29 protein-coding genes are annotated in these 24388 nt (G+C 59.2%); 9 read left to right on the top strand and 20 right to left on the bottom strand.

Translation table 11 applies throughout. The features are described 5' to 3' along the window. Nucleotides 1-112 precede the first annotated feature (112 nt). The 5 genes from LOY38_RS00430 to LOY38_RS00450 are packed head-to-tail and all read right to left on the bottom strand — an operon-like array spanning nt 113 to nt 4021. The gene (locus LOY38_RS00430; RefSeq protein ID WP_258698396.1) at nt 113-748 is read right to left on the bottom strand and encodes an SCO family protein; all 636 of its coding nucleotides are present in this window, start codon (nt 746-748) and stop codon (nt 113-115) included. Next, complete coding sequence (gene cyoE / locus LOY38_RS00435; RefSeq protein ID WP_258698397.1) at nt 745-1644, bottom strand: heme o synthase; 900 nt, start codon at nt 1642-1644, stop codon at nt 745-747. The genes LOY38_RS00430 and cyoE overlap by 4 nt, the downstream gene beginning before the upstream one ends. Continuing rightward, a complete protein-coding gene (locus LOY38_RS00440) occupies nt 1632-2711 on the bottom strand; it encodes a heme A synthase (RefSeq protein WP_258698398.1) in 1080 nt (359 codons plus the stop codon). Before LOY38_RS00440 ends, cyoE begins: the two co-directional genes overlap by 13 nt. Nucleotides 2712-2721: 10 nt before the next feature. Continuing rightward, nucleotides 2722-3315 (bottom strand): hypothetical protein, encoded by a 594-nt coding sequence (locus tag LOY38_RS00445; RefSeq protein ID WP_258698399.1) that lies wholly within the window; start codon nt 3313-3315, stop codon nt 2722-2724. Then, nucleotides 3281-4021 carry an SURF1 family protein gene (locus LOY38_RS00450; protein ID WP_258698400.1) on the bottom strand — a complete coding sequence of 247 codons (741 nt, stop codon included), beginning with the start codon at nt 4019-4021 and terminating at the stop codon, nt 3281-3283. Before LOY38_RS00450 ends, LOY38_RS00445 begins: the two co-directional genes overlap by 35 nt. 70 nt (nt 4022-4091) lie before the next feature. On the opposite strand from LOY38_RS00450, the gene LOY38_RS00455 reads away from it, so the two are divergent. Next, nucleotides 4092-4295, top strand: coding sequence for a twin transmembrane helix small protein (locus LOY38_RS00455; RefSeq protein ID WP_030129650.1), 204 nt, complete (start codon nt 4092-4094; stop codon nt 4293-4295). Between the two features lie 16 nt (nt 4296-4311). Here LOY38_RS00455 and LOY38_RS00460 read toward each other — a convergent pair whose 3' ends face one another. The 4 genes from LOY38_RS00460 to coxB all read right to left on the bottom strand — a co-directional run bounded on the left by LOY38_RS00460 (nt 4312) and on the right by coxB (nt 8725). Further along, nucleotides 4312-5199, bottom strand: coding sequence for a cytochrome c oxidase subunit 3 (locus LOY38_RS00460; RefSeq protein WP_258698401.1), 888 nt, complete (start codon nt 5197-5199; stop codon nt 4312-4314). A 33-nt stretch (nt 5200-5232) separates the two neighbouring features. Beyond that, entirely contained in the window at nt 5233-5790 is a 558-nt protein-coding gene (locus LOY38_RS00465; protein WP_258698402.1) for a cytochrome c oxidase assembly protein, read from the bottom strand. A 132-nt stretch (nt 5791-5922) separates the two neighbouring features. After that, nucleotides 5923-7515, bottom strand: a complete 1593-nt coding sequence (ctaD, locus tag LOY38_RS00470) for a cytochrome c oxidase subunit I (RefSeq protein WP_258698403.1) — start codon at nt 7513-7515, stop codon at nt 5923-5925. Nucleotides 7516-7597: 82 nt separating this feature from the next. Further along, nucleotides 7598-8725, bottom strand: a complete 1128-nt coding sequence (coxB, locus tag LOY38_RS00475; protein ID WP_258698404.1) for a cytochrome c oxidase subunit II — start codon at nt 8723-8725, stop codon at nt 7598-7600. Between the two features lie 372 nt (nt 8726-9097). On the opposite strand from coxB, the gene LOY38_RS00480 reads away from it, so the two are divergent. Then, complete coding sequence (locus LOY38_RS00480; RefSeq protein WP_258698405.1) at nt 9098-9748, top strand: hypothetical protein; 651 nt, start codon at nt 9098-9100, stop codon at nt 9746-9748. A 119-nt stretch (nt 9749-9867) separates the two neighbouring features. Here LOY38_RS00480 and LOY38_RS00485 read toward each other — a convergent pair whose 3' ends face one another. The 3 genes from LOY38_RS00485 to LOY38_RS00495 all read right to left on the bottom strand — a co-directional run bounded on the left by LOY38_RS00485 (nt 9868) and on the right by LOY38_RS00495 (nt 13508). After that, nucleotides 9868-11394 carry a SulP family inorganic anion transporter gene (locus LOY38_RS00485; RefSeq protein WP_258698406.1) on the bottom strand — a complete coding sequence of 509 codons (1527 nt, stop codon included), beginning with the start codon at nt 11392-11394 and terminating at the stop codon, nt 9868-9870. 80 nt (nt 11395-11474) lie between these two features. Continuing rightward, nucleotides 11475-12206, bottom strand: a complete 732-nt coding sequence (locus LOY38_RS00490) for a carbonic anhydrase (protein ID WP_038980324.1) — start codon at nt 12204-12206, stop codon at nt 11475-11477. Between the two features lie 243 nt (nt 12207-12449). Next, nucleotides 12450-13508: a PA0069 family radical SAM protein gene (locus LOY38_RS00495; protein ID WP_258698407.1), complete on the bottom strand. Its 1059-nt coding sequence runs from the start codon at nt 13506-13508 to the stop codon at nt 12450-12452. A gap of 217 nt (nt 13509-13725) precedes the next feature. Between LOY38_RS00495 and LOY38_RS00500 the strand changes: the two genes are divergently transcribed. After that, on the top strand, nt 13726-14370 hold the full coding sequence (locus LOY38_RS00500) for a dual specificity protein phosphatase family protein (protein WP_258698408.1): 645 nt from the start codon (nt 13726-13728) through the stop codon (nt 14368-14370). Between the two features lie 46 nt (nt 14371-14416). Here LOY38_RS00500 and LOY38_RS00505 read toward each other — a convergent pair whose 3' ends face one another. Together LOY38_RS00505 and prlC are read right to left on the bottom strand one after the other, a co-directional pair. Further along, a complete protein-coding gene (locus LOY38_RS00505; RefSeq protein ID WP_258698409.1) occupies nt 14417-14704 on the bottom strand; it encodes a YheV family putative zinc ribbon protein in 288 nt (95 codons plus the stop codon). Continuing rightward, nucleotides 14701-16752 carry an oligopeptidase A gene (gene prlC / locus LOY38_RS00510; RefSeq protein WP_258698410.1) on the bottom strand — a complete coding sequence of 684 codons (2052 nt, stop codon included), beginning with the start codon at nt 16750-16752 and terminating at the stop codon, nt 14701-14703. The genes LOY38_RS00505 and prlC overlap by 4 nt, the downstream gene beginning before the upstream one ends. A 101-nt stretch (nt 16753-16853) precedes the next feature. Between prlC and LOY38_RS00515 the strand changes: the two genes are divergently transcribed. Then, nucleotides 16854-17399: a gamma carbonic anhydrase family protein gene (locus tag LOY38_RS00515; RefSeq protein ID WP_007902790.1), complete on the top strand. Its 546-nt coding sequence runs from the start codon at nt 16854-16856 to the stop codon at nt 17397-17399. Between the two features lie 45 nt (nt 17400-17444). Continuing rightward, the gene (locus LOY38_RS00520) at nt 17445-18095 is read left to right on the top strand and encodes an HAD family hydrolase (protein WP_258698411.1); all 651 of its coding nucleotides are present in this window, start codon (nt 17445-17447) and stop codon (nt 18093-18095) included. A 122-nt stretch (nt 18096-18217) separates the two neighbouring features. Here LOY38_RS00520 and LOY38_RS00525 read toward each other — a convergent pair whose 3' ends face one another. Continuing rightward, nucleotides 18218-19294: an aminopeptidase gene (locus tag LOY38_RS00525; protein ID WP_123720045.1), complete on the bottom strand. Its 1077-nt coding sequence runs from the start codon at nt 19292-19294 to the stop codon at nt 18218-18220. 58 nt (nt 19295-19352) lie between these two features. Here LOY38_RS00525 and LOY38_RS00530 point away from each other — a divergent pair, with 58 nt between their 5' ends. Next, entirely contained in the window at nt 19353-19769 is a 417-nt protein-coding gene (locus LOY38_RS00530; protein ID WP_258698412.1) for a hypothetical protein, read from the top strand. A 40-nt stretch (nt 19770-19809) separates the two neighbouring features. Continuing rightward, nucleotides 19810-20229: a hypothetical protein gene (locus tag LOY38_RS00535; RefSeq protein WP_258698413.1), complete on the top strand. Its 420-nt coding sequence runs from the start codon at nt 19810-19812 to the stop codon at nt 20227-20229. 6 nt (nt 20230-20235) lie between these two features. Here the strand turns inward: LOY38_RS00535 and LOY38_RS00540 are convergent, their stop codons facing one another. Next, nucleotides 20236-20469 carry a DUF1161 domain-containing protein gene (locus tag LOY38_RS00540; protein WP_258698414.1) on the bottom strand — a complete coding sequence of 78 codons (234 nt, stop codon included), beginning with the start codon at nt 20467-20469 and terminating at the stop codon, nt 20236-20238. Between the two features lie 177 nt (nt 20470-20646). Then, nucleotides 20647-21078, bottom strand: a complete 432-nt coding sequence (locus LOY38_RS00545; protein WP_007940742.1) for an OsmC family protein — start codon at nt 21076-21078, stop codon at nt 20647-20649. A 238-nt stretch (nt 21079-21316) separates the two neighbouring features. Here LOY38_RS00545 and LOY38_RS00550 point away from each other — a divergent pair, with 238 nt between their 5' ends. Then, nucleotides 21317-22318, top strand: a complete 1002-nt coding sequence (locus LOY38_RS00550; protein ID WP_258698415.1) for an LLM class flavin-dependent oxidoreductase — start codon at nt 21317-21319, stop codon at nt 22316-22318. A 64-nt stretch (nt 22319-22382) separates the two neighbouring features. Here LOY38_RS00550 and LOY38_RS00555 read toward each other — a convergent pair whose 3' ends face one another. Together LOY38_RS00555 and LOY38_RS00560 are read right to left on the bottom strand one after the other, a co-directional pair. Continuing rightward, entirely contained in the window at nt 22383-22607 is a 225-nt protein-coding gene (locus tag LOY38_RS00555; protein ID WP_258698416.1) for a DUF1161 domain-containing protein, read from the bottom strand. Nucleotides 22608-22737: 130 nt separating this feature from the next. Next, nucleotides 22738-22953, bottom strand: coding sequence for a dodecin (locus LOY38_RS00560; protein WP_007902773.1), 216 nt, complete (start codon nt 22951-22953; stop codon nt 22738-22740). Nucleotides 22954-23110: 157 nt separating this feature from the next. Here LOY38_RS00560 and LOY38_RS00565 point away from each other — a divergent pair, with 157 nt between their 5' ends. Next, the gene (locus LOY38_RS00565) at nt 23111-23437 is read left to right on the top strand and encodes a YqjD family protein (RefSeq protein WP_007902771.1); all 327 of its coding nucleotides are present in this window, start codon (nt 23111-23113) and stop codon (nt 23435-23437) included. On the opposite strand, the gene LOY38_RS00570 is transcribed toward LOY38_RS00565, so the two are convergent. After that, complete coding sequence (locus LOY38_RS00570; RefSeq protein ID WP_258698417.1) at nt 23434-24327, bottom strand: LysR family transcriptional regulator; 894 nt, start codon at nt 24325-24327, stop codon at nt 23434-23436. The genes LOY38_RS00565 and LOY38_RS00570 overlap by 4 nt on opposite strands. Nucleotides 24328-24388 lie beyond the last annotated feature (61 nt).

Here is a 24388-nt window from a genome sequence, read left to right on the forward strand (position 1 = left end):
ACCGTACCTGTGGGAGCGGGCTTGCCCGCGATGGCGTTGAACCAGTCGACATCAATGTTGAATGATGCTCCGTCATCGCGGGCAAGCCCGCTCCCACAGGGTTTTGTGGTGCTTATTGGCGGCTGAGCATCACCGGCAACTGCGCCACCAGTTTCTGATTGTTCAACGGTGCGCGAATAAACCCACGCTGCGCCCCGTCCGGCCCGATCACCGCCAGGTTGCCGCTGTGGTCGACGGTGTAGTTAGGCTTGCTGGTGTCCGCCGGAATGAACGGAATACTCACCGCATTCGCCAGTTTCTGAATGTCTTCCACCGATGACGCGGTCAGCCCGATGAACTGCGGATCGAAGTAGCCCAGGTACTGCTTGAGTTGCTTGGGCGTGTCGCGGTTCGGGTCGACGCTGACCAGGATGACCTGCAACTTGTCCACCGCATCCGCCGGCAGTTCGCTCTTGATCTGTCGCAGCTGGGCGAGGGTGGTCGGGCAGATGTCCGGGCAAAAGGTGTAGCCGAAGAACAGCAAACTCCACTTGCCTTTCAGCTCGTTGACCGCCACTGGCTTGCCGTCCTGATCGGTCATCTTCACGTCCGGCAGATTACGGCTTTGGGGCAACAGGATGATCCCCGCATCGATCAGCGCCGTCGGGTCGCCCTGGTTTTTCCCGGTCAGCACTTTATTGACGGTCAGGCCCAGGATCAGCGCGATCAGGGCAACGAGGATGAAGACGGTTTTCTGGGTTCGAGTCATAGGATCAACAGTAAGTAGTGGTCTACGAGCAGCGCGATAAACAGCAGGAACAAGTAGTAGATAGAGTACTTGAACGTGTTGATCGCCGCATGCGGCCGAGTGCCACGGTACAGCACCACGGCCCATTGCAGAAACCTCGCGCCCAGTACGAGGGCACACATCAGGTAAAGCGCGCCGCTCATGTGGATCACGTAGGGCATCAGGCTGACGGCCAGCAACGCACAGGTATAAAGCAGGATGTGGACTTTGGTGTAGTGCTCGCCATGGGTCACCGGCAGCATCGGAATGTCAGCCTTGGCGTATTCCTCCTTGCGGTGAATCGCCAGCGCCCAGAAGTGCGGCGGGGTCCAGGCGAAGATGATCAGCACCAGCAGCAACGGTTCTGCGCCGACATGACCGGTGGCGGCGGTCCAGCCAAGCAGCGGCGGGGCCGCACCGGCGAGACCGCCGATGACGATGTTCTGCGGCGTCGCACGTTTCAGAAAACCGGTGTAAACCACGGCGTAACCGAGCAAGGACGCCAGCGTCAGCCACGCCGTCAACGGGTTGGTGAAGGCCAGCAGCAAGGCCTGGCCAAGTACCGCCAGCACCAGGGCGAAGGTCAGCGCCGCGCTCGGAGATACCCGACCTTCGGCCAAGGGCCGTTTGTGGGTCCGGGCCATGACCGCGTCGATGCGCCGGTCCACCACATGGTTGACCGCCGCTGCACCGCCGGCACACAAGGCGATCCCCAGGTTGCCGAACACCAGCACCGTCCATGGCACCCCGGCGCGGGTGGCGAGGAACATGCCGACCAGCGAGGTGATGAGCATCAGCACCACCACTTTCGGCTTGGTCAGCTCCAGGTAATCCCGCCAGATGGCCTGGCTGTGACGTTCGCCGATCAGGGTCGCCATGGCATCTCTCCTTTTATTGTGATGGGCCCGGCCGAGTGTTTACGCGGGCTGAGATGCCAACGTACAGGGGGCTGATGCTTGACCCGAACCAGACTGGTTCGCGCGTGATAATTGACCAGCACCATCGTTAGCAACAGCGCAGCACCGCCGGCGTTGTGGGCGACGGCCACCGGCAGCGGCAGGTGGAACACCACGTTGCTGATGCCCAGGGTGATTTGTGCTGCCAGGGCGATCAGCACCATGGTGGCCAGGCGCGTCATGCCGACGACCTTCAGTTGCCATGCCAGGCCAAACAGAACGAGGGTGACCAGTAACGCGCCGATGCGGTGAGTCAGGTGAATCGCGGTGCGGGCATCGCTGTCCAGTTGCCCGCCCAGATAATTCGGGCCGATGTGTTGGGTCAGATGAAAGCCGTTGGCGAAATCAGCCGGTGGCAACCATTGCCCGTGGCACGTCGGAAAGTCGATGCAGGCCACCGCCGCGTAATTGGAGCTGACCCAGCCGCCGAGGGCGATCTGCCCGATCACCAGCAGCAAGCCGGCGGTCGCCCAGTACTGCAAACGTCGAGGCACAGTCAGTGCCGGCAGCACGCCGGACAGGCGCAAGGTCAGCAGAAACAACAGGCTCAAGGTCGCAAAACCACCGAGCAAATGCCCGGTGACCACTTGCGGCCACAGCTTGAGCGTCACCGTCCACATGCCGAAGGCCGCTTGGGCAATCACCAATGCCAGCAGGAAAAGCGGCAATTTCACCGGCTGCCCCGGATGATGACGATGGACCCAGGCGCGGCCCGCCAGCACTGCGATCAGCAGCCCCAGGGTGCCGGCGAAGTAGCGGTGGACCATCTCGTTCCAGCCCTTGTGGGCTTCCACCGGGGTGTCGGGAAAATGCAGTTCGGCATGGGCCAGTTGGGCTTCGCTCTTCGGCACGCTGATAAAACCGTAGCAGCCGGGCCAGTCCGGGCAGCCGAGGCCGGCGTGGGTCAAGCGCGTGTAGGCGCCGAGCAACACCACAATCAGTGCCAGCAAGGTGGCAAACAGCGCGAGGCGAAATCCAGGTTTGGCCATGACGATGCCCTTATCCGATGTTCGACAGTTTCAACAGGTGGCGCAGGTCGTTGAGCAGGTCCTTGCCCTTCACGGTCGGGTCGTAGCGCAGTACCAGATTGCCGTGAGGGTCGATGATCCACAGGTGCGGTGTGTCATTGCTCTGCGCGCCTTTGGTGTAGGTCGGCAGGTCCAGTGAATAGCGTTGCAACTGCGGGTACTCGCGATGAAGTTTAGTCTCGTAATCGCTATTCAGCGGCTGCGCGGCGGCCAGCGCATGGCTGGCGCGGGGGGCATCGCGCCCGAGGCCGATCTGGATCTGCCGCGCCAGATAAACCAGCTGTTGGCAGTCCACCGAGCAGTCCTTGGGCGCCGTCACCAGCAATTGCCAGCGGTCTTCTTGCGCCTGTACGCCGATGTCGGCGCGGGTCTGGCCGTTGCCGATCAGTTCGCCGTGATAACTGCGGCCCTCTGGCACCCAGAACTGCAATTTGTACATGCCGGTGGCGAGGATCATCGGACCGATCACCCCCAATACGATCAGCAACAACTGCAAGCGCCCGCGCCGCCGATTGACCGGCGTTTTCGCCTCAGACATTCCGAGTGGATTCATGGCCGCTCCCATTATTGTTCTCCTTTGCGTTGTGCCAGCCGAGATAGAGGTAAAGGCCGAGCAGGGCTATCGACAGGGCGAACCACTGCACGGCATAAGCCAAGTGTTTTTCCGGCCCCATGGCCACCACCGGCCAATCGGCCCGGTAGGTCGCGGGACCGCTTTGCGCGCGTAATTCGTAGGCGAAGCCGTCACGCTCAAGTGCCGTCCACAGCCTGGCCGGCTCAACGGCGGTGATCAGCTGTGGCCAGGTCGTGGCGTTTGGGTCGGCGTGCAATTGGAACGTTGCGCCAGGGGAGACGTAGACCCAGGCGTCGAGGCTCAATGCCTGAGTCGGTGTGGTGAATGACGGCGGTGTGCGCCGGTCCGGCCATGGCAGCCAGCCGCGATTGACCAGCAGCCAGAGCCCGGTTGCCTGATCCTGGAACGGTTGCAGCAGCTCGACCCCGACCTTGCCGTCGCGCTGACGGTTGTCCAGCAGCAGGCTGTGTTCGGCATCGAACTGGCCGTGCAGGCGAACCCGGCGGAAGGCCGGATCTTCGGTGTGTTGCAGTTCGGTGCTGGCCATCGGTTCGGCCGCCCGGCGCTCGGCGTAGCTTTGCAGCAGCGCGCTTTTCTCCGCGCCCCGGCTCAACTGCCAGAACCCGAGTGACACCAGCAAAGGCAGCAGCATCGCGACCACCAGGGTCGGCACGAGGCCCGGCCGGAAGCGTTTCATGGCGTTGCCATAAAGTCGGTAGTCGCGATAGCTATACTCAAATGCATCGCCCGTCCCCCGGAGTGTCACCATGCTCAAAGCAGCCATCGTCCTGATGCTGATTGCCACGGTTGTCAGCCTGTTCAGCGGCCTGTTTTTTCTGGTCAAGGACGACAGCCACTCCAATCGCCTGGTCATCGCCTTGAGTGTTCGTGTTGCGCTGGCCGCCACCACTGTCGGTTTGATCGCCTGGGGTTTTTTCAGTGGCCAGTTGGTGTCTCACGTGCCTTGGTAGTCATGAAAGCCAACGCTCAGAGCACGTAGACGAAAACGAACAGACCGATCCACACCACGTCCACGAAGTGCCAGTACCAACTCGCCGCCTCGAAGCCGAATTGATGATCGGCATCGAAGTGCCCGCGCATGATCCGCATCAGCATCACGAACAGAATGATGGTACCCATGGTCACGTGGGCGCCGTGGAAGCCGGTGAGCATGAAGAAGGTCGCGCCGTAGATGCCGGAACCCAAGGTCAGGCCCAGCTCGTGGTAGGCGTGCAGGTATTCTTCGGCCTGGAAACCGAGAAACGCGCAACCGAGCAACACGGTCAGCGCCAGCCAGATTTTCAGTGCGCCGCGATGGCCCTTCTTCAAGGCGTGGTGAGCGATGGTCACGGTGACGCTGGAACTCACCAGCAGCACGGTATTGAGCAGCGGCAGGCCCCAGGGGCTGATGACTTCCTTGGGAGGTGGAAAGAGTTTCGGGTCTGGGTTGTTCAGCAGCGGCCAGGTGAATTCAAACGCCGGCCACAGCATGTGAGCGAGGCCTTTGGAGCCTTCACCGCCCAGTGCCGGGCCGGCGATGTTGCGCACATAAAACAGCGCACCGAAAAAGGCGATGAAGAACATCACCTCCGAGAAAATGAACCAGCTCATGCCCCAGCGGAACGAGCGGTCCATCTGTGCACTGTACAACCCTTGGCGACTTTCCTTGATCACCGTACCGAACCAGCCGAACAGCATGTAGGCCAGCAGCAATCCGCCGACGAAAAAGATCAGCGGGCCGTGGGATTCCGGCCGCGCAGCCTTCAGGTCGTTGAACCAGGTGCCCAGGCCGAACACCGTGACGAACATGCCGACCGTGGCAATGATCGGCCATTTGCTCTGGGCTGGAACGTAATAATGTTCATGAGTTGCCATTTATTGTTCTCCTTATCGGGCACGCTTTAACGCCTAGCCGCCGGTGCTTGCTGCAACAGCCACGGGCGGATGACGTGCGGTGATATCGAACAGCGTGTAGGACAGCGTCAGGTGCTTCACATCCTTGGGCATGTCGCGGTCAATGATGAACCGTACCGGCATCTCGATTCGTTGGCCGGGCTGCAGCACCTGCTGGGTGAAGCAGAAACATTCGGTCTTGTGGAAGTACGCCGCGGCTGCGCTGGGCGCGATGCTCGGAACCGCCTGGGCGCTCATCGGTCGATCGGTCGGGTTATGAGCGATAAAAATCATCTCGTTCACCGCCCCCGGGTGAGCGGTCAGCTCATCCGTCTTGGGATAGAAATCCCAGGTCATGTCAGCGGCGTTGGTCGACAGAAACTGCACGCGAACCTGTCGCGAGGCGTCGACCGTTTGTTCGCCTTCATACTGCCCGGCGGTTTTGCCATTGATGCCGAACACCTTGCACATCACGTCGTAGATCGGCACCAGGGCAAAGCCGAAGACAAACATCGCCGCCACCACCAGCAACAGGCGGGTGACCAGTTTTTTCATCGAAATCGAATCAGCCATGATTTCCAACCTCCACCCACGATCCTGTGGGAGCGGGCTTGCCCGCGATATCGGTGCATCTGGCACCCTGCGTCGGTCGAGCGCGACCCCGGCTCATCGCAGGCAAGCCAGCTCCCACAAGACCGAGGCGTTTCATTTCACTTCCGGCGGCGTGGTGAAGGTGTGATACGGCGCCGGTGACGGGATGCTCCATTCCAGGCCTTCGGCGCCATCCCACGGTTTGGCCGGTGCCGGCTCGCCGCCACGAATGGTCTTGATCACGATGAACAGGAAGAAGATCTGCGTGGCCCCGAACATGAACGCACCGATCGACGACACCATGTTGAAGTCGGCGAATTGCAGGTTGTAGTCCGGAATCCGCCGCGGCATGCCCGCCAGGCCCACGAAGTGCATCGGGAAGAACGCCAGGTTCATGCCGATGAACGAGAGCCAGAAGTGCAATTTGCCGAGGGTTTCGTCGTACATGTGGCCGGTCCATTTCGGCAGCCAGTAGTAGGCCGAGGCGAAGATCCCGAAGATCGCCCCCGGCACCAGCACGTAATGGAAGTGCGCGACCACGAAGTAGGTGTCCTGGTACTGGAAGTCCGCCGGGGCGATGGCCAGCATCAACCCGGAGAACCCGCCAATGGAGAACAGGATGACGAACGCCACGGCGAACAGCATCGGCGTTTCGAAGGTCAGCGAGCCTTGCCACATGGTGCTGGCCCAGTTGAACACCTTGACCCCGGTGGGCACCGCGATCAGCAGCGTGGCGTACATGAAGAACAACTCGCCCACCAGCGGAATGCCGACCACGAACATGTGGTGCGCCCAGACGATGAACGACAGGAACGCAATACTCGCCGTGGCGTAGACCATCGAGGTGTAGCCAAACAGCGGCTTGCGCGAAAAGGCCGGAATGATCGAGCTGACGGCACCGAAGGCCGGCAGGATCATGATGTACACCTCGGGGTGACCGAAGAACCAGAACACATGCTGGAACAGCACCGGGTCTCCGCCACCGGCGGCGCTGAAGAAACTGGTGCCGAAGTGGATGTCCATCAGCATCATGGTCACGCAGCCGGCCAGCACCGGCATCACCGCGATTAGCAGGAACGCGGTGATCAGCCAGGTCCAGACGAACAGCGGCATTTTCATCAACGTCATGCCGGGGGCGCGCAGGTTGAGGATGGTCGCGATCACGTTGATCGCCCCCATGATCGAACTGATCCCCATCAAGTGGATGGCGAAGATGAAGAACGTCACGCTTTCCGGCGCGTAGGTCGTCGACAGGGGGGCATAGAAGGTCCAGCCGAAGTTCGGACCGCCGCCGGGGCTGAACAGGGTCGACACTAGCAGTAGAAACGCTGCCGGCAACAGCCAGAAGCTGAAGTTGTTCATGCGCGGCAGGGCCATGTCCGGCGCGCCGATCATCAACGGGATCATCCAGTTGGCGAGGCCGACGAAGGCCGGCATTACGGCACCGAAGACCATCACCAGACCGTGCATGGTGGTCATCTGGTTGAAGAACTCCGGCTGGACGATTTGCAGTCCCGGCTGGAACAGTTCGGCACGGATTACCATGGCGAACGAGCCGCCCAGCAGGAACATGGTGAACGCAAACCACAGGTACAGCGTGCCGATGTCCTTGTGGTTGGTGGTCAGCACCCAGCGCATCAGGCCTTTGGCGGGGCCGTGGGCGTGGGCGGTGCCGGTATGAACATGGTCATCGACTACAACTGTCATGGCCTGTCTCCTGCAAACGGATGGGCTGGGCGGGGCGGAGCGTCATGCCCCGAGCGATTCCTTACGTACGCAATAGACCGGGTCATTTGCTTTCCGCCTGTTTCAGCTCCAGCACTTCTTTAGGGGTGACCATGTCGCCTTTGTTGTTGCCCCAGGCGTTACGTTCGTAGGTCACGACCGCTGCGATATCAACTTCCGAGAGCTGCTTGCCGAACGCCGCCATGGAGGTGCCGGGCTTGCCGTGGAAGACGATGTTCAGGTGATCCTTGATCGGCCCGGTGGCGATTTTCGAGCCCTTGAGTGCCGGGAACATCGGCGGCAGGCCCTGGCCTTCAGCCTGGTGACAGGCCACGCAGGTGGTGTGATAGACCTTGTCGCCGCGCTCCTTGAGTTCGTCGAGGGTCCATTCCTTGCTGGTCAGCTCTTTGAGCTGCGCGGCTTCCGCCTTGCGCTCGCCCAGCCAGGTTTCGTAATCGGCCTTGGTCTTGACCTCGACCACGATCGGCATGAAGCCGTGGTCCTTGCCGCACAGCTCGGCGCATTGACCACGGTAGATGCCGGGTTTGTCGATACGGGTCCAGGATTCATTGACGAAGCCCGGAATCGCATCGCGCTTGACCGCGAAGGCCGGCACCCACCAGGAGTGGATGACGTCGGCGGAGGTCACCAGAAAGCGCACCTTGGCACCGATCGGCAGCACCAGCGGCTTGTCGACCTCCAGCAGGTAATGTTCGCCCTTGGCTTCTTTGTTGTGGATCTGATCGGCGGGGGTGTTCAGGTTGCTGAAAAACTCGACGTCCTGACCCAGGTATTTGTAGTGCCACTTCCACTGATAACCGGTGACCTGGATATCGAGGTCCGACTCAGTGTTGTCGTACATCTTGATCAGCGTGATCGTTGCGGGAACCGCCATCGCCACCAGAATAAGCAGGGGCACGATGGTCCAGAGGATTTCAACGGTAGTGCTTTCATGAAATTTGGCGGCCACCTGCCCGGTCGAGCGGCGGTGGACCATCATCGACCAGAACATGGCGCCGAAGACGATGATGCCGATCACCACACAGATCCAGAAAATGGTCATGTGCAGATCGAATACTGCGTGACTGATCTCAGTCGCTCCAGGCGCCATATTGACAGTCCAGGCCGCTTGCGCCTGACTGAAAATCGACCACAACAGGAGGCCCATCCAGACATGTGGATGTCGCATCATTGCGGGTTCCCCTTATCGTTCTTGTTATCCCGTAGGCGTAACGCCTGCGGCAAGGGAGCGGCTTTTTCAGACCACGAACTTGAATCGCCGAGCCTTGCTGCATATGCAGTCGGGCGTCATCAGCTAACTCCATTCAGAACCGAGTATAGACAGCGACTGCCACCTCGCAACGCGATGGCGTAAATCAACTGAAACAGCCTGGGCTTGCGTTCCAGGTCACGAATGGAGAAGGATGTAGACGGGTGGTGGCAAATCGATATAACGCAGATGTCTCAAGGATGAAATAATTATGACAAATGCGTCTTAGCCTTTTTCGCAACCCAGCTAAGTTATGTCTTCCCTATTTCATTGCCTTTGTTTCCTGGAGTTTTCATGAACACCGCCGCATTGCGCGAGCAGATCCAAAAAGCCCAACAACATGAGGCCGAGACCGGCCTGCTGACTCGTCAGCTGGAAACCCAACTGCCGCACCTTCACTCCGCCATCCAATTGCCGGATGTCGACGCCAACGGCGTGATGACGCGTTTTGTGGCCGCGTATATAGAACAAGTGCCGGACCTGCTGGACGCAGCCAATGAAGTTGCCAGGGAAGCGGGCATCGAATCGCAGATCAAGCCGGTACTGAAGATCGCCGAGCAGTTTTTCCTTCAGCCGCCAGCGATCATGACCGGTCACGTCGGCCTGGACAGCCTGCTGGACGAAGCTTATCTGGCGCATCGGTTGGTCGAAGAGGTCAACGATCTGTACATCAAGCATTTTGGCCAGCCATTGATCCCCTTGGACATGACTGTCGCCAACCTGATTGCCCACCAACTGATCGGCGAAGAATTTGCCAATCAACTGGATGAGGCGGTGCATCACGCCGTGGACGAGATGCTTAACAATGAAAGTTTCGCGCTGGAGTCGGTGGAGGCCTACCGCGAGAAACTCAACAGCCCGGACACCGGCGCCGCGTGGAAGCGCTGGCCGTGCCTGTCGCGCCAATTGGGCGTGGAGCTGGAGCTGGATCAGCCAGCGGCTTGATTTAACGGTAGAAATCGAACAACTGTGGGAGCGGGCTTGCTCGCGAATGCGGTCAATCATTCAACATTAATGTCGACTGACCCGCCGCTTTCGCGAGCAAGCCCGCTCTCACACTGTTTTTAAGCGGCTGAACCTACTCCGGTGGTCGTACGCAACCGTCCTTCAAGCCTGCGCTTCAACCCCCGCGCCTCAATCAGCAGCTTCGAACCCTTGGCCGCATTGGCCCGACCCCACTCCTCCAGCAACTCAAGGCACGAGTGATCGATGTAGCTCAGGTTATTGAGCGGCACATGCACCGTTGTGCCCGCCGGAATGGTCCCCAGCACTTGGGTCAATGCCGGCACCTTGAGGAAGGTCGCCGCCCCTACCAGTCGCAGCTCCATCTCGCCGTCCGCCGGCAGATCGATCAGGCTGATTTTCAGGCGCGAAGCCTTCCAGGCCAGTTTGGCCAGCGTCAGGCCGAAGCCGATCAGCACGCCGGTCAGCAGGTCGGTGAAGATGATTGCCAGTGCGGTCGCCGCATACGTAAACATCGGCATCCGGCCATAACGACCCAGGCCGCGAAAGGCCTTGAGGTCCACCAGTTTGAAACCGGTATAAACCAGGACGCCTGCCAGGCTCGCCACCGGGATGCTTTGCAGCACGCTGGAAAGCAGCAGCACGAAAGCCAGCAACCACAGACCATGGAACACCGTCGACAGTCGGGTGGTGGCGCCGGCCTGCACGTTGGCCGAACTGCGTACGATCACTCCGGTCATCGGTAACGCACCGAGCAACCCGCAGAGCATGTTGCCCACACCTTGCGCCGACAATTCACGGTCGAAGTCCGAGCGCTGGCCGCTGTGCATGCGATCCACGGCGGCGGCCGAGAGCAGGGTTTCGGCGCTGGCGATAAAGGCCACGGCGAAGGCGGCGATCAGCAGAGTCGGGTCTGCCAGATTGAGCAGGTCCGCCGGGCGCAGCCAATCGATGGCTTCTGCCAGGTTGGCCGGGACCTCTACACGTTTGACCTGCAATGCGAGCACGAGGCTGGCGACCGTTGCCAGACCGACCCCAAGCAATGCTCCAGGAACGAAACGCAGGGAGTGCGGACGGAATTTTTCCCACAGCCACATCACGGCAATGGTCGACAGCCCGAGCAAGCCCGCTTGCCAGCCAAACGAAGGCAAAGCCTGAATCACCGCAGCGGGGAAGGCTGCCAGGTTATCCAGCCCCGACGGCTTGGGCACGGCGTCGAGCATCACATGCACCTGTGACAGCACGATCAGTACTCCGATCCCGGCGAGCATGCCATACACCACAGCCGGCGCCGTGACCCGAAACCAGCAACCCAGTTTCAAACGCCCGGCCACCAATTGCAGAAAACCGGCCAGCAGCAGGATCGGCCCAAGCATGGCAATACCATGCTGGCGAACCAGTTCGAACACCAATACCGCCAGACCCGCCGCCGGGCCGCTGACTTGCAGCGGCGACCCGGCAAGCCAACCGACCACCAGGCCACCGATGATACCGGTGATCAGGCCTTTGGACGGTGGCAGTCCCGAGGCGATGGCGATGCCCATGCACAAGGGCAGGGCGACCAGAAACACAACCACCGAAGCCAGTAGCTCCCGTGGCAAAACAGCTTTTAGTTGAGCAGCACGCATGGTGACTCTCCCGAAGTTTTCTTCAGGCATGGCAAAGCAGGCTGCAATATCAGCAGCCTCGGCTAAACCACACGGAGGATTTAGAAGCGCGCTTTAGGCGTCGCCACCGGAATCGGATGACTGCCATCGAGCGGCAGGAAACACCCCTGATCGGCGTCGTAAGCTTTGATTTCGCTGGTTTCGATGTTGTAGACCCAACCATGGATAAACAGCTGACCATTGGCCATGCGCGAGGCCACCGACGGGTGCGTGCGCAAATGCTGCAACTGAGCGATCACATTCTCCTCGGTGAGGATGTGCATGCTCTCGTTTTCATCAGTGCAATGGCAGTTGTCCTGGACCATGGTTTTCGCCACTTCCGCATGGCGCAGCCAGGCTTTGACCGTGGGCATTTTCTCCAGGCTCTGCGGGTTGAGCACCGCGCGCATGGCGCCACAGTCAGAATGCCCGCAGATGATGATGTGCTGCACGCCGAGGGCCAGCACTGCATATTCGATGGCGGTGGAAACACCGCCGTTCATTTGCCCGTAAGGCGGCACGACGTTGCCGACGTTACGGGTCACGAACAAGTCGCCGGGGGCGCTCTGGGTGATCAGTTCGGGAACGATGCGTGAATCGGCGCACGCGATGAACATCGCCCGAGGCCGTTGGGCCGTGGCGAGTTTTTTGAAGAGTTCTTCCTGCTGCGGAAAGATCTCGTGATGAAAATGTAAAAAGCCGTCAACGATATGCTGCAGCGCTGCGTCGGCGGTTTCCGCCTCGGGTTGGGCTGAAGCCGACACAGCCAACGGCTGTTTATCCTTGTCACTCATGATTCATCCTCTTTGGCGGAGTCAGGGAGTTTTCCCGTTTTGTCCGATGTGAAGCCAGTGGCTGTATAAAAAACATCCAGGTCGAAAAGCCAGACCCGTCAGTCACTCGATGAACAAGGTAGCCGTTGAAACTTAACTCAAACTGAATAAAACGCTCTAGAACGGGTGTTCCAGGTCACAAAAAACGTGACCAGCCTAAACGCGGTGTATCGTTTTCTCTACTCACCATAGGGCCAACTGTCGTTAAATCAACGGCATCTGGCGACCCGGCGGACAAAAGGCTGTGCAATCCAGGTTGAAGCCTTCCCGACGATTGAGCCCCAGGCGCTTGATGGTTTTGGCGAAGCGTTGTGCCAACAGATCGGCAAACGGCCCTTCACCGCGCATTCTGGCGCCAAACCGGCTGTCGTAGAGCTCGCCACCACGGCTTTGGCGGATCAGGCTCATCACATGAGCTGCGCGCTGGGGATAGTGGGCGGCCAGCCACTCTTCGAACAGTGGCGCCACTTCCAGAGGCAAGCGCAACATCATGTAAGCGGCACTCTGGGCACCCGCCGCATGAGCTTCGGTCAGCAGGCTTTCGAGTTCGCTGTCGTTGATCATCGGAATCATCGGTGAACACAAAACGCCCACGGTAATCCCGGCTTCGCGCATCACCCGGATCGCCCGCAGTCGCGCCTTGGGCGTTGCTGCACGGGGTTCGAGGATGCGTTTGAGTTCATCGTCCAGGGTGGTGAGGCTGATCATCACCGCCACCAGCCTTTGCTCGGCGAGTTCGGCCAGCAGGTCCAGATCGCGCAGAATCAGCGAACCCTTGGTGATGATGGTCACTGGGTGACGGTAGCGCAGCAGCACTTCGAGGGTCTTGCGGGTGATTCTGTGTTCACGCTCGATCGGTTGATAAGGGTCGGTGTTGGAGCCCAGGTTGATCGGTGCGCATTGATAGCCGCGTTTGGACAGTTGTTCTTCCAGCACATCGGCGGCGTTGGTCTTGGCGATCAGCTTGGTTTCGAAATCCAGCCCCGGCGACAGGTCCCAATAGGCGTGGCTTGGCCGCGCATAGCAATAGATGCAGCCATGCTCGCAGCCGCGGTAAGGATTGATCGAACGGTCGAAGGGCAAGTCCGGCGAATTGTTGCGGGTAATGATGGATTTTGCCGTCTCGATGCGCACCTCGGTGCCTTGGGTGATCGGTGCTTCCTGATACCAGCCGTCATCCTCGGCCACCGAACGGTTCGGCGCGAAGCGGTTGTGCGGGTTGGTGGCGGTGCCGCGACCGCGCGGGGGAAGAGGGGTAGACATGAAAACGCCTCGGTACTGTTTTTATATACAGTATAGGGGCGTCACTCATATGACTAGTGCCACTGGGCGCTTGGTCGAACCCGGACGATATTCGTTACTTCCCCTATCGCGGATCGGCATATTCACGATTCTTTGACAGGTGGCTCACGGGACTTTGACCGCTCAAGGCTCAATCTGAGTGTCATCCAGCTGTCTCTTCCCATACGGTCGCCCGAGCATGTCCCAATTCCGCCTTTTCCCTGCGATTTGTCTGTCGTTGGTTGCGTTTTTTACTCTTTCACTGGCTTGGGCCGACGATACGCCACTGCCTCGGCCAGCGGATTGGGCTCAATCGGTGGAGGTTCAGTACAACCTCTATCAGATGTCCCCGACCCTCTATCGCAGTGCATTGCCAGACAGCGGGGCGGTGCCGCTGCTGGAAAAACTCAAGGTCGCCACCGTCATCAACTTCCTGCCTGAACCGGACTCAAGCTGGTTGTCCACGCCCGGAATCACCCAGATTCAGCTGCCCTACCGCACCAATCACGTGGACGACAGTGATGTGCTCAAGGCGCTTCGCACGATTCAGACCGCCGAAGCCAAAGGCCCTGTACTTATGCATTGCAAACACGGCTCGGACCGCACGGGCCTGATGGCGGCGATGTACCGGGTGGTGGTGCAGGGCTGGAGCAAGGAAGACGCGCTGAGTGAAATGACCCAGGGTGGTTTTGGCGATAGCACCCACTTCAAGGACGGCATTCGCTACATGATGCAGGCCGATGTAGACAAACTTCGTACGGCGCTGGCCAATGGTGATTGCAGCACCAGTCCGTTTGCCAGTTGCTCGATGAAGAACTGGTTCAAATCGGCTCATGTCGAGTAAGTAACACCTTCCACTGCATTGCGCAGTGGAAGGTGAGTCCCAGCACTCAGTGCTGTTCGTCAGGCTTTTTCTTCAGTTTCGGGTTCGGGAAAAACTGCACAGCCTGAACCTTGGCGTCCGGCACCTTGAGTGCCGAGGTGTTGACCCGGGTGCCCAATTCCTTGGGCACCGACAGGCCTTGTTCATTCAGCGTGTCGGAATAACCGCAGGCCACACACTCGCGATGTGGAACGGTATCTTCGTTCCACATCATCAACTTGTCCGGCTCGCTGCAGGCCGGGCAGACTGCCCCGGCGATAAAGCGTTTTTTGGTAATCACAGGTCCCTCTCTCATGCTGCCGCGTCCTCACTCAGGCCGCTGTGGCGCAAGAGTGCGTCAATCGATGGCGCACGGCCACGGAAGTCGACGAACAGCACCATCGGTTCCTGAGATCCACCGCGCGCCAGGATCGCTTCGCGGAAGGCGCGACCGGTCTCGGCATTGAGCACGCCGTCTTCTTCGAACTTGGAGAAGGCATCGGCCGACAATACTTCAGCCCATTTATAGCTGTAGTAACCCGCCGCGTAACCACCGGCGAAGATGTGGGCGAAGCTGTTGGGGAAACGGTTGTAGGCCGGTGGACGCATGACCGAAACCTCGTCGCGCACGCCTTCGAGCACTTGCAGCACGTTACGACCGTCGCCATGGGTGGCGTGCAGTTCGAAGTCGAACAGCGAGAACTCCAACTGACGGACCATCATCAGGCCGGACTGGAAGTTCTTCGCCGCGAGCATTTTTTCCAGCAGGTCTTGAGGCAGCGGCTCGCCGGTTTCGTAGTGACCGGAAATCAGCGCCAGGCCTTCCGGCTCCCAGCACCAGTTTTCCATGAACTGGCTTGGCAGCTCGACCGCGTCCCAGGCCACACCGTTGATGCCGGACACGCCGGCGTGCTCGACGCGGGTCAGCAGGTGATGCAGGCCATGACCGAATTCGTGGAACAGGGTGGTGACTTCGTCGTGGGTCAGCAGGGCTGGTTTACCGCTATCGGCCGGGGTGAAGTTGCACACCAGGTTCGCCACCGGGCTTTGCAGCGCGCCATTGATCGTGCGGCGATGATCGCGGGCGCCGTCCATCCAGGCACCGCCGCGCTTGTTGGCGCGGGCATACAGGTCGAAGAAGAAGCGGCCGACGTGCTGGCCGTTTTCCTTGATTTCGAAAAGGCGAACGTCCGGGTGCCAAGTGTCGAAGCCTTTCAGCTCGGCGATCTCGATGCCATACAGGCGCTGGACGATGCTGAACAGTCCACCCAAGACCTTGTCGATCGGGAAGTACGCGCGAAGGGTTTCCTGGGCGACGCTGTAGCGCTGCTCGCGGAGTTTTTCACCGTAGAAACCGCTGTCCCAGCTTTGCAGATCCGGGCAACCTTGTTCGGCGGCGTAGGCCTTGAGCTGTTGCAGATCCAGGGCGGCGAAAGGCTTGCTGCGTTTTGCCAGGTCGCGCAGGAAACTCAGCACCTGATCGTTGGACTCGGCCATTTTGGTGGCCAGGCTCAACTCCGAAAAGCTGGCGAAGCCCAACAGTTTTGCCAGCTCCTGACGCAGGTCGAGGATTTCTTCCATGACCGGGCCGTTATCGTTCTGACCGGCATTCGGGCCTTGGTCCGACGCACGGGTGCAGTAGGCGGCGTAGACTTCTTCGCGCAGGGTGCGGTCCTGGGCGTAGGTCATTACCGCGTAGTAACTCGGGAATTCCAGGGTGATCAGCCAGCCGTTCAGGTCTTTGGCTTGCGCGGCGGCGGCCATTTGCGCTTTGGCCGACTCGGTCAGGCCGGCGAGGGCGGCTTCGTCGGTGATGTGTTTGGTCCAGGCCTGAGTGGCGTCGAGCAACTGGTTGGAGAAGTGACTGGCTAGCTCAGACAGTTTGCTCTGCACATCGGCATAACGCTTTTGCTCAGGTGCAGGCAGGTCGATACCCGACAGACGGAAGTCACGCAGGGCGTGCTCCAGGATCGTTTTTTGCGCCACGTCGAAACCGGCAGCCTCTGGGCTGTTGGCCAGCGCTTCATAGGCCTGAAACAGTTCACGGTTCTGACCCAGCTCGGTGGCGTAGGCACTCAGGGCCGGCAGGCAGGACTCGTAAGCCTCGCGCAACTCAGCACTGTTGCACACGGCATTGAGGTGGCTGACCGGGCTCCAGGCGGCGCCCAGACGGTCATTGAGTTCGTCCATCGCCAGCACCAGGCCGGCCCAGGTCGGTTGTTTGCCCTGGGTTTTGAGGATATCGACGATGGCGGCGCGGTTGTCAGCCAGGATCTTTTCAATGGCCGGTTGCACGTGTTCGGCACGGATCGCCGAGAACGGCGGCAGGTCGTAGGACTGCAGAAGAGGGTTGTTCACGCTCACGGTTGGCACCTTGGCTGGAAAACATGCGGGAAGAAACATGGCCCCATCTTAATTACAATCGACGCTCACCGCAGCTATCAGCAAAAGAGAGAGAGCCTATCGTGACCCTTCGCAAGTATCAGAACCACACGCCGCTGCTGGGCAAAGGCGCCTTTGTCGACGGCTCGGCGGTGGTGATCGGCGACGTTGAAATCGGCGAAGACAGCTCCGTCTGGCCGCTGACAGTGATCCGTGGCGACATGCATCGCATCCGAATCGGTGCGCGCACCAGCGTGCAGGATGGCTGCGTGCTGCACATCACTCACGCCGGTCCGTTCAATCCCGATGGCTTCCCATTGCTGATCGGCGACGATGTGACCATCGCACATAAAGTCATGCTGCATGGTTGTGCCGTGGGCAACCGGATTCTGATCGGCATGGGCAGCATCGTCATGGACGGCGCGGTGGTCGAGGACGATGTGATCATCGGTGCCGGCAGCCTGGTACCCCCGGGCAAGCGCCTGGAAAGCGGTTTTCTCTATGTCGGTAGCCCGGTGAAACAGATCCGACCGCTGACAGACAAGGAAAAAGCCTTTTTCACCTACAGCGCGGCGAACTACGTAAAGCTCAAGGACCTGCATCTGGCCGAAGGCTACGATCAGCTCTAAACCTCTTGATAACGGAAAGTGTCTCGCTATTGCTCAGGAATTTTCATGCATTACCAAACCGTACTGTTCGACCTCGATGGCACGCTGACCGACCCGCGTGAAGGCATCACCCGCTCCATCCAGTTCGCCCTGAGCAAACTGGGCATCGATGAGCCGGACCTGAGCAAGCTTGAGCACTTCATCGGCCCGCCGTTGTTGCAGGCGTTCATGCAGTTTTACGACTTCGACGAGCCCAAGGCCTGGGAAGCGGTGAACTTTTATCGTGAACGCTTCAAAGTCACCGGCCTGTATGAAAACCGCGTATTCGACGGGGTTATGCCGCTGCTCGAAACCCTCGGTAGGCAAGGGCGACAGCTGTACATCGCGACCTCCAAGCCATGGGTTTTCGCCCGGGAAATCGCCCGGCACTTCGACTTTGCCAAGCATTTCAAGGTGATTTACGGCAGCGAACTGGATGGCACGCGAACCAACAAGGTCGAGTTGATTGCGCACTTGATGAGCGAAGAGGGTCTGGGCCCGGCCAATACCCTGATGATCGGCGACCGTAAACACGATCTGATCGGCGCTCGCAGCAATGGACTGGACGCAGCGGCGGTGGGTTATGGGTTTGGCAGCCGGGAAGAGTTGAGCGCTGAAGCACCGGCGTATCACTTTGAAACGCTGGAGGAGATGCATCAGGCGTTTTTGCAGCGCTGATCAGTGCGCCTTCGCGGGCAAGCCCGCTCCCACAGGGTTATATGTCTGTCCAAAGGACATCGGCATACACCGACCTAATGTGGGGGCTTGCCCGCGAAGAGGCCCGTTCAGTCACCAAAAATTCATGATCCGGCCAACACCTTCAACGCCGCCTTACGCTCCTCAACCGGTAACGCGCCCAGCTTCTCCACCGCTGCATAAAACCGCACCCAATCCCCATCGACCTGCCCGAACAACGCGGCAAATGCCGGCACCCACTGGTCGTACAAACCAAACGGGAGCAGTCGAGCATTGTTCATCGGGGTGTTGATCCAGGCATCGTAGCGTTTGTTCCCAGCCCATTGGCTGTCGCGTAGTGTCCGGTATTCACGGCGCAATTGTTCGAACTCTGCCGCTTTTTGCTCGCGCATTTGTTCGGCAGGCAGCGGCAGGGCGTAAAGCCGTTCCAACCTGGTGCGGGTGTCCAGCACCAACTGGATGAACTGATCGCGTTGCTGCTCCAAAGCTCCATTATCCGGCGGCATGCCTCGGAATGCGCGCCATTGCCGAGTGCCTTCCTGCTCGACGAAGGTGGCGAAGGACTCGTTGAACTCGGTGTCGTCTTTCACATAAAAACGTTGATGGGCGAGTTCGTGGAAAATCAGCGTGGCCAACCGTTCGTCGCCCAAACCCATCATCGAGCTCATGATCGGGTCGTTGAACCAACCGAGCGTCGAATAGGCCTCGACGCCGCCAATCGACACGTCCATACCTTGCAATCGTTGCAACGCGGCCTCACCGCGGGCAGCGCTCTGGCTGTAATACCCGCGATAGGCGACGCAGCCAGCGATGGGGAAACAATGGTTCTGCGGCTTCAGCGAAAACTCCGGCGTGGCAAAGACGTTCCAGACTACAAACGGTCGGTCGATGTCGGCGTACAAGCGGTAGCTCTGGTTGTCCGGCAGGTGCAGGCGTTGGCTGGCGAATGTCCGGGCCTTTTGTGATTGGGTCAGATGCGCGCGCAATTGCTGATCGCGGCCGGGATCGGCAATCACACTGGAAACCGGCTCACGTGCCCGCAGCAAGTGCAGCTGACCACTGGCCAATTGGCCGTAATAGCTGATGCTGGTGCAGCCGTTCAATAACAAAAGAAACATCCCCGGAAACAAAATGCGTAAAACGCGATCAAGTAACCCAAGGCTTGGACGCGGCCTGATCAAAATGAATCATCCTTGGAAAGTCTGCCCGCAAGACTATCCCGCCTATTGGAGCTCCGCTATGCGCAAGTTGATGCTGACGGGAGGCCTGCTGATGCTGGCCGGTTGTGCCGGACTGCCCACCCCTGATCCTTCGCAGGCGTGGATCGATCTGGATTCACGGCAGGAAGACACCGCGCTGCAAGCGGTAGAAGTCGATGACAAGGCTTCCATCGACAAGCGTTACTTCGAGGTGCAGCCCGGTAGCCATGAGCTGACAGTTCGCTACTTGTTTGCTGTCCAGCCGACCAACATTGGCCCCAACGCCGAGCCGCTGTGGCGCGACTGCCAGTTGAATGTGAAATTCAAGGAATTCAACGCCGGTCAGCGATATCAGCTGCAAGCGGGGAATATCGGTTTTCGGCCGTGGGCAAAGCTCTACGATCAGCAGCGAAAAGTGATTGGGCAGGGCACACCGGCAGGCTGCCAACGTACCTGATCGGCGCTATGCTGAACGATCAGTCCTTGGGATATTCATCATGCGCAGGTTGTTGCTATTGCTTGCTACTGGCGCCTTTGTCGGTTGCGCGGGTCCGTTGCCGGCGGTCGATCCGCAGATGGCTTGGGTCGACTTCGCTACACCGAGCCCTGGCGGTAAATTGCTGATGGCCGATCGGCTGGATAACCAGCGTCTGAGCGACGGGCGTTACTTCCAGGTCACCCCGGGTAGGCATGAGCTGATAGTACGTTTCGATTTTGAAGTGATGGGTGGTGGCTCGGGCTTGATGAATGCTCCGTTGGAGCGGCTGTGCTACTTGACCATCAACTACGACCATTTCGAGGCCGGACAGCGTTATCTGCTGGAAGCGCGTTCTATAGCGTTCACCCCCAGCGCCCGGCTGTACAACGCCAAGCGGGAGATTGTCGCCGAGGATCGACTGGCTAATTGCGTCATGTGAGACGAATCAACGGTCATTTTTTTGGTAGATGATTTTCTTGGTGCCGCCTTCGCATGAGCCTACGACCATGTTCTGATCGTGCACTTCGTCGTTAGTGACGATTTCCAGGGTATAGGACGAGACGTTATTGGCCTGGATCTTGGCTTCGATTTCGGCCTTGAGTTCCTCACAGGATTTTGGTGCCGCGAGAGCCGATGTGGCCAGCGCACAACAGATAACCGCCAAGGCAAAACGTTTCATGGTTGAAGCTCCCTTGAGGCAGCGCGCACAGTGATGCGCTTAAGCTGCTGTCATTTATTCGACCACAGTTTCGCCAACCAGGTTTTGTTTCAGCGCAAAAAAGATCGCAGGCTGCGCCAGCTCCTACAGGCCACTCGATCCCGTAGGCGCTGCCGAAGGTTGCGATCTTTTATCGGTTTAGCTGACCAACGTCGCATCCAGGCTGATTTTCGCATTCAATACTTTGGACACCGGGCAGCCCTCTTTGGCCTTGTTGCTCAGTTCCTCGAATTGCGCCTGGGTCGCCCCAGGGATTTTCGCCTTGAGGATCAGTTTCACGGCGGTGATTGCAAAGCCGCCGTCCACCTGGTCCAGGGTAACTTCGGCGTTGGTGTCGATGCTGTCGGCCTTGAGGCCGGCCTCACCGAGAATCATTGAAAACGCCATGGAGAAACAGCCCGCGTGAGCCGCGCCGATCAGCTCTTCCGGATTGGTGCCCTTACCTCCCTCGAAACGGGCTTTGAAGCCGTAGGGCGCTTCTCTGAGTACACCGGTTTCCGTGGAAATCGAGCCGATGCCGGTCTTCAGATCACCTTCCCAATGAGCCGATGCTTTCTTTGTGATGGCCATGTCTGCCTCCTCAAGGTCCGGCGCGAACCGTCACGCCTTCGTGGTTTTTGGTTACCAGGGTTCTGAGGATAGACCGTCGGGCAAAGTTCACCTCATCTGATCAGTCTTCTGATTACGCAGGAATTTTGTCTCTCCTATTGAAACTCGGGTATATGCCCTCATTGCAGAGAACACGCTTATAGACTCGGCAGGTTTTCGTTCGTGAAAAAACCTGCTTACCCATTGGAGAAGCAGGTTTATGAAACGATTGTCTGATATCAAGTTTTCGACCCTCGATTTGGTGCCCGTGCGGGAAAACGGCAGCGCGGCGCAGTCCTTGCGCAATTCCCTGGACCTGGCGCAGCACGTCGAAAAATTCGGCTACCACCGCTTCTGGGTTGCTGAACACCACAATATGGACGGGATCGCCAGTTCGGCGACCTCGGTTCTGCTGGGTTATCTGGCCGGCGGCACTTCGACCATTCGTGTCGGTTCGGGCGGCGTGATGCTGCCCAACCACGCGCCGCTGGTGATCGCCGAGCAGTTCGGCACCCTTGAAAGTCTGTATCCAGGCCGGATCGACCTAGGCCTGGGCCGCGCGCCCGGCTCCGATCAGATGACTGCCCGCGCCTTGCGTCGTGAGCGCTCCGGCAATGCCGACGACTTCCCGGAGGACGTGGCCGAACTGATGCGCTACCTCGGCCCACGCACGCCGGACCAGCGGATCATTGCCATGCCGGGTACCGGCACCAACGTTCCGATCTGGTTATTGGGTTCGAGCTTGTTCAGTGCTCAGCTGGCCGGTGAGCGCGGTTTACCCTACGCCTTTGCCTCACATTTCGCACCGCGCTTCATGCACGAGGCGATTCGCGTTTACCGCAACCACTTCAAGCCTTCAGCGGTTTTGGATAAGCCTTACGTGATGCTTGGTGTGCCGCTGGTGGCGGCAGACACCGATGAGCAGGCCGATTACCTGGCCACTTCGGTGTACCAACGGATTCTCGCGTTAATGCGTGGTCAGAGCCTGGTGCAACGCCCGCCCGTGAAGACCATGGACGGGCTGTGGCTGCCCCATGAGAAAGAAGCGGTCGGTGATTTCCTGGGACTGGCCATGGTCGGCAGCCCGCAGAAAATCCGCGCCAAGCTTGAGGTGCTGATCGAGCAGACCCAGGCGGATGAGCTGATTTTTACCTGTGATCTATACGAACATGCTGATCGCGTGCATTCCTATGAGCTGTTGGCGCAGGTCATGAAGGGCTGACGTTCAAGCGGCACCCACAAAAAAGCCGACGCCATTGCGTCGGCTTTTTCATTTTCGAGGGCGGTCAGCCCTGCTTGTAGACGATTTGCTTGGTGCCTTTCTCACAGGAGCCGACGACTTTTCCGTCAGCAGCAGCGCCTTTGTCGATGATCTCCAGTGTGTAATTGGAAACACCCTTGGCATCCAGTTTCGCTGCGATTTCGGCTTTCAGCTCTTCGCACGGCTTGCCCTCGGCAAAGGCTGTTCCCGCAAGGCTCAACAAACCTACCGCCAAAATAAACTTCTTCATGGGTTGCACTCCCTGGTCGGATCAATAGGGTGAGTGCATCCAGCTATCCGCCGGATTCGCTCACCACTTAGCGCTTTGCCATTCCCTATGGCATTCGGCCAGCGCGCAAGTTCAGAAGACTAGCTCAAACTCAGCTACTGGCAATCCGGAACCCGACTTTGAGCGTCACCTGGAAGTGCGCAGCTTTGCCGTCCTTGATGTGCCCACGGGTTTCGGTCACTTCAAACCATTCCATGTACTTTAGGCTTTTGTTGGCTTCGGCCAGGGCATTGTTGATGGCGTCTTCAATGCTGGTGGTGGATGAGCCAACCAACTCGACTTTCTTGTAGGTGTGATGGTCAGTCATGGCGTTCTCCTAAGGGTGTGAAATACAGCCTAGCAGTGATTTTTCTTATTTCTTCTGTCGACCAATTCGAGGTGGAGGTTCAGATTTACTGCACTTTCTCGAACGCCTGAAGTCCCAACCAACACACGCCACTCATCAACAATGCAGGAGAGCCACCATGGCCAACACCTCGTTACGCAAAGCCTCATTGCAAAGCATGGAAGCCGAGATCGAGAGTCTGCTGAAATCGTTGGAAAGCCTGAAGGACGACGCCTCGGACGAGTCGCGTAAAACCCTTAAAACGCTGAAAATCAACGCTGAGAATGCGCTGAAACATTCGCGTCATCTGCTCTCCGATGCCTATGAAGAGGTCAAGGTCAAAACCCGTGAAACCGGGATCGCGACTCGCGACTACGCTCAGGAACACCCTTGGACTACAGCCGGTGTCGCAGTCGGTGCGCTGGGTCTTCTGGCGGCCTATCTGCTGTGCAAGCGCGGTAATTAAGGTGCCTGGCGCAGTTCGTTTTTAAGCCACTGCGCCAGTTGCCGAGCGCGCCCGTCCGCGGCGCGCTTGGGTAGCCATAACGCCAGTTGCGCCGGGGTTTCACAGAAACCCCATGGCGCAACCAGGCGACCGGCCTTCAAATCCTCGGCCACCAGTGGCTCGGGCGCGATGGCCACACCCAGCCCGGCCACTGCCGCCTCCAGCAAATAATACAAATGCTCGAAACCCTGACCGTACTTCAGCGCCTTGGCGTCGAGGCCGCTTTGCTGTGCCCAACTCGGCCAGGCTTGAGGGCGTGAAGTGGTGTGCAGCAAGGGTTCGGTCAACAGTGCGCTTGCCGGTGCGTTCTGCAGCCTTTCGTAGCCGACGAATCGTGGGCTCATGACTGGGCCGATGCGTTCGCTGGCCAATTCGTAGACTTGCATGTCTGCTGGCCATGGCGGCTCGGCAAACACCAGCAAGGCATCCAGGCCGGGCCGCCGTGGATCGAGATCGCCTTCGCCAGCCGACAGGTGCAAGCGCAGATCCGGCAAATCCGCATTGAGTCGCCCCAAACGCGGAATGAACCAGCGCGCCAGCAGGCTGCCCGAGCAGCCGAGCACGAACGGCGCATCGGCGGTGCTCTGGGTCAATTCGGCGCAAACGCTACGCAAGCGCTCGAAGGCTTCGCCGCTGACATCACGCAAACGAACGCCGGCATCTGTGAGTTTCAGGCCGCGTCCATCCTTGATGAACAGACTCACGCCCAGATGCTCCTCCAGCACCTTGAGTTGCCGGCTGACCGCCCCATGAGTGACGTGCAGCTGTTCAGCAGCCTGACTGACGCTGTTTAGGCGGGCAGTGGCTTCGAAGGCCCGAAGGGCGTTCAGCGGAGGAAGGTCATGGCTCATGGAATCTGTGAGTTTTCCTGACAGGTTGCGGCGATCTTATCGGTTTTCAGCGTGGGACGTC

The sequence above is a fragment of the Pseudomonas sp. B21-015 genome, assembly GCF_024749285.1.
GTDB lineage: Bacteria > Pseudomonadota > Gammaproteobacteria > Pseudomonadales > Pseudomonadaceae > Aquipseudomonas.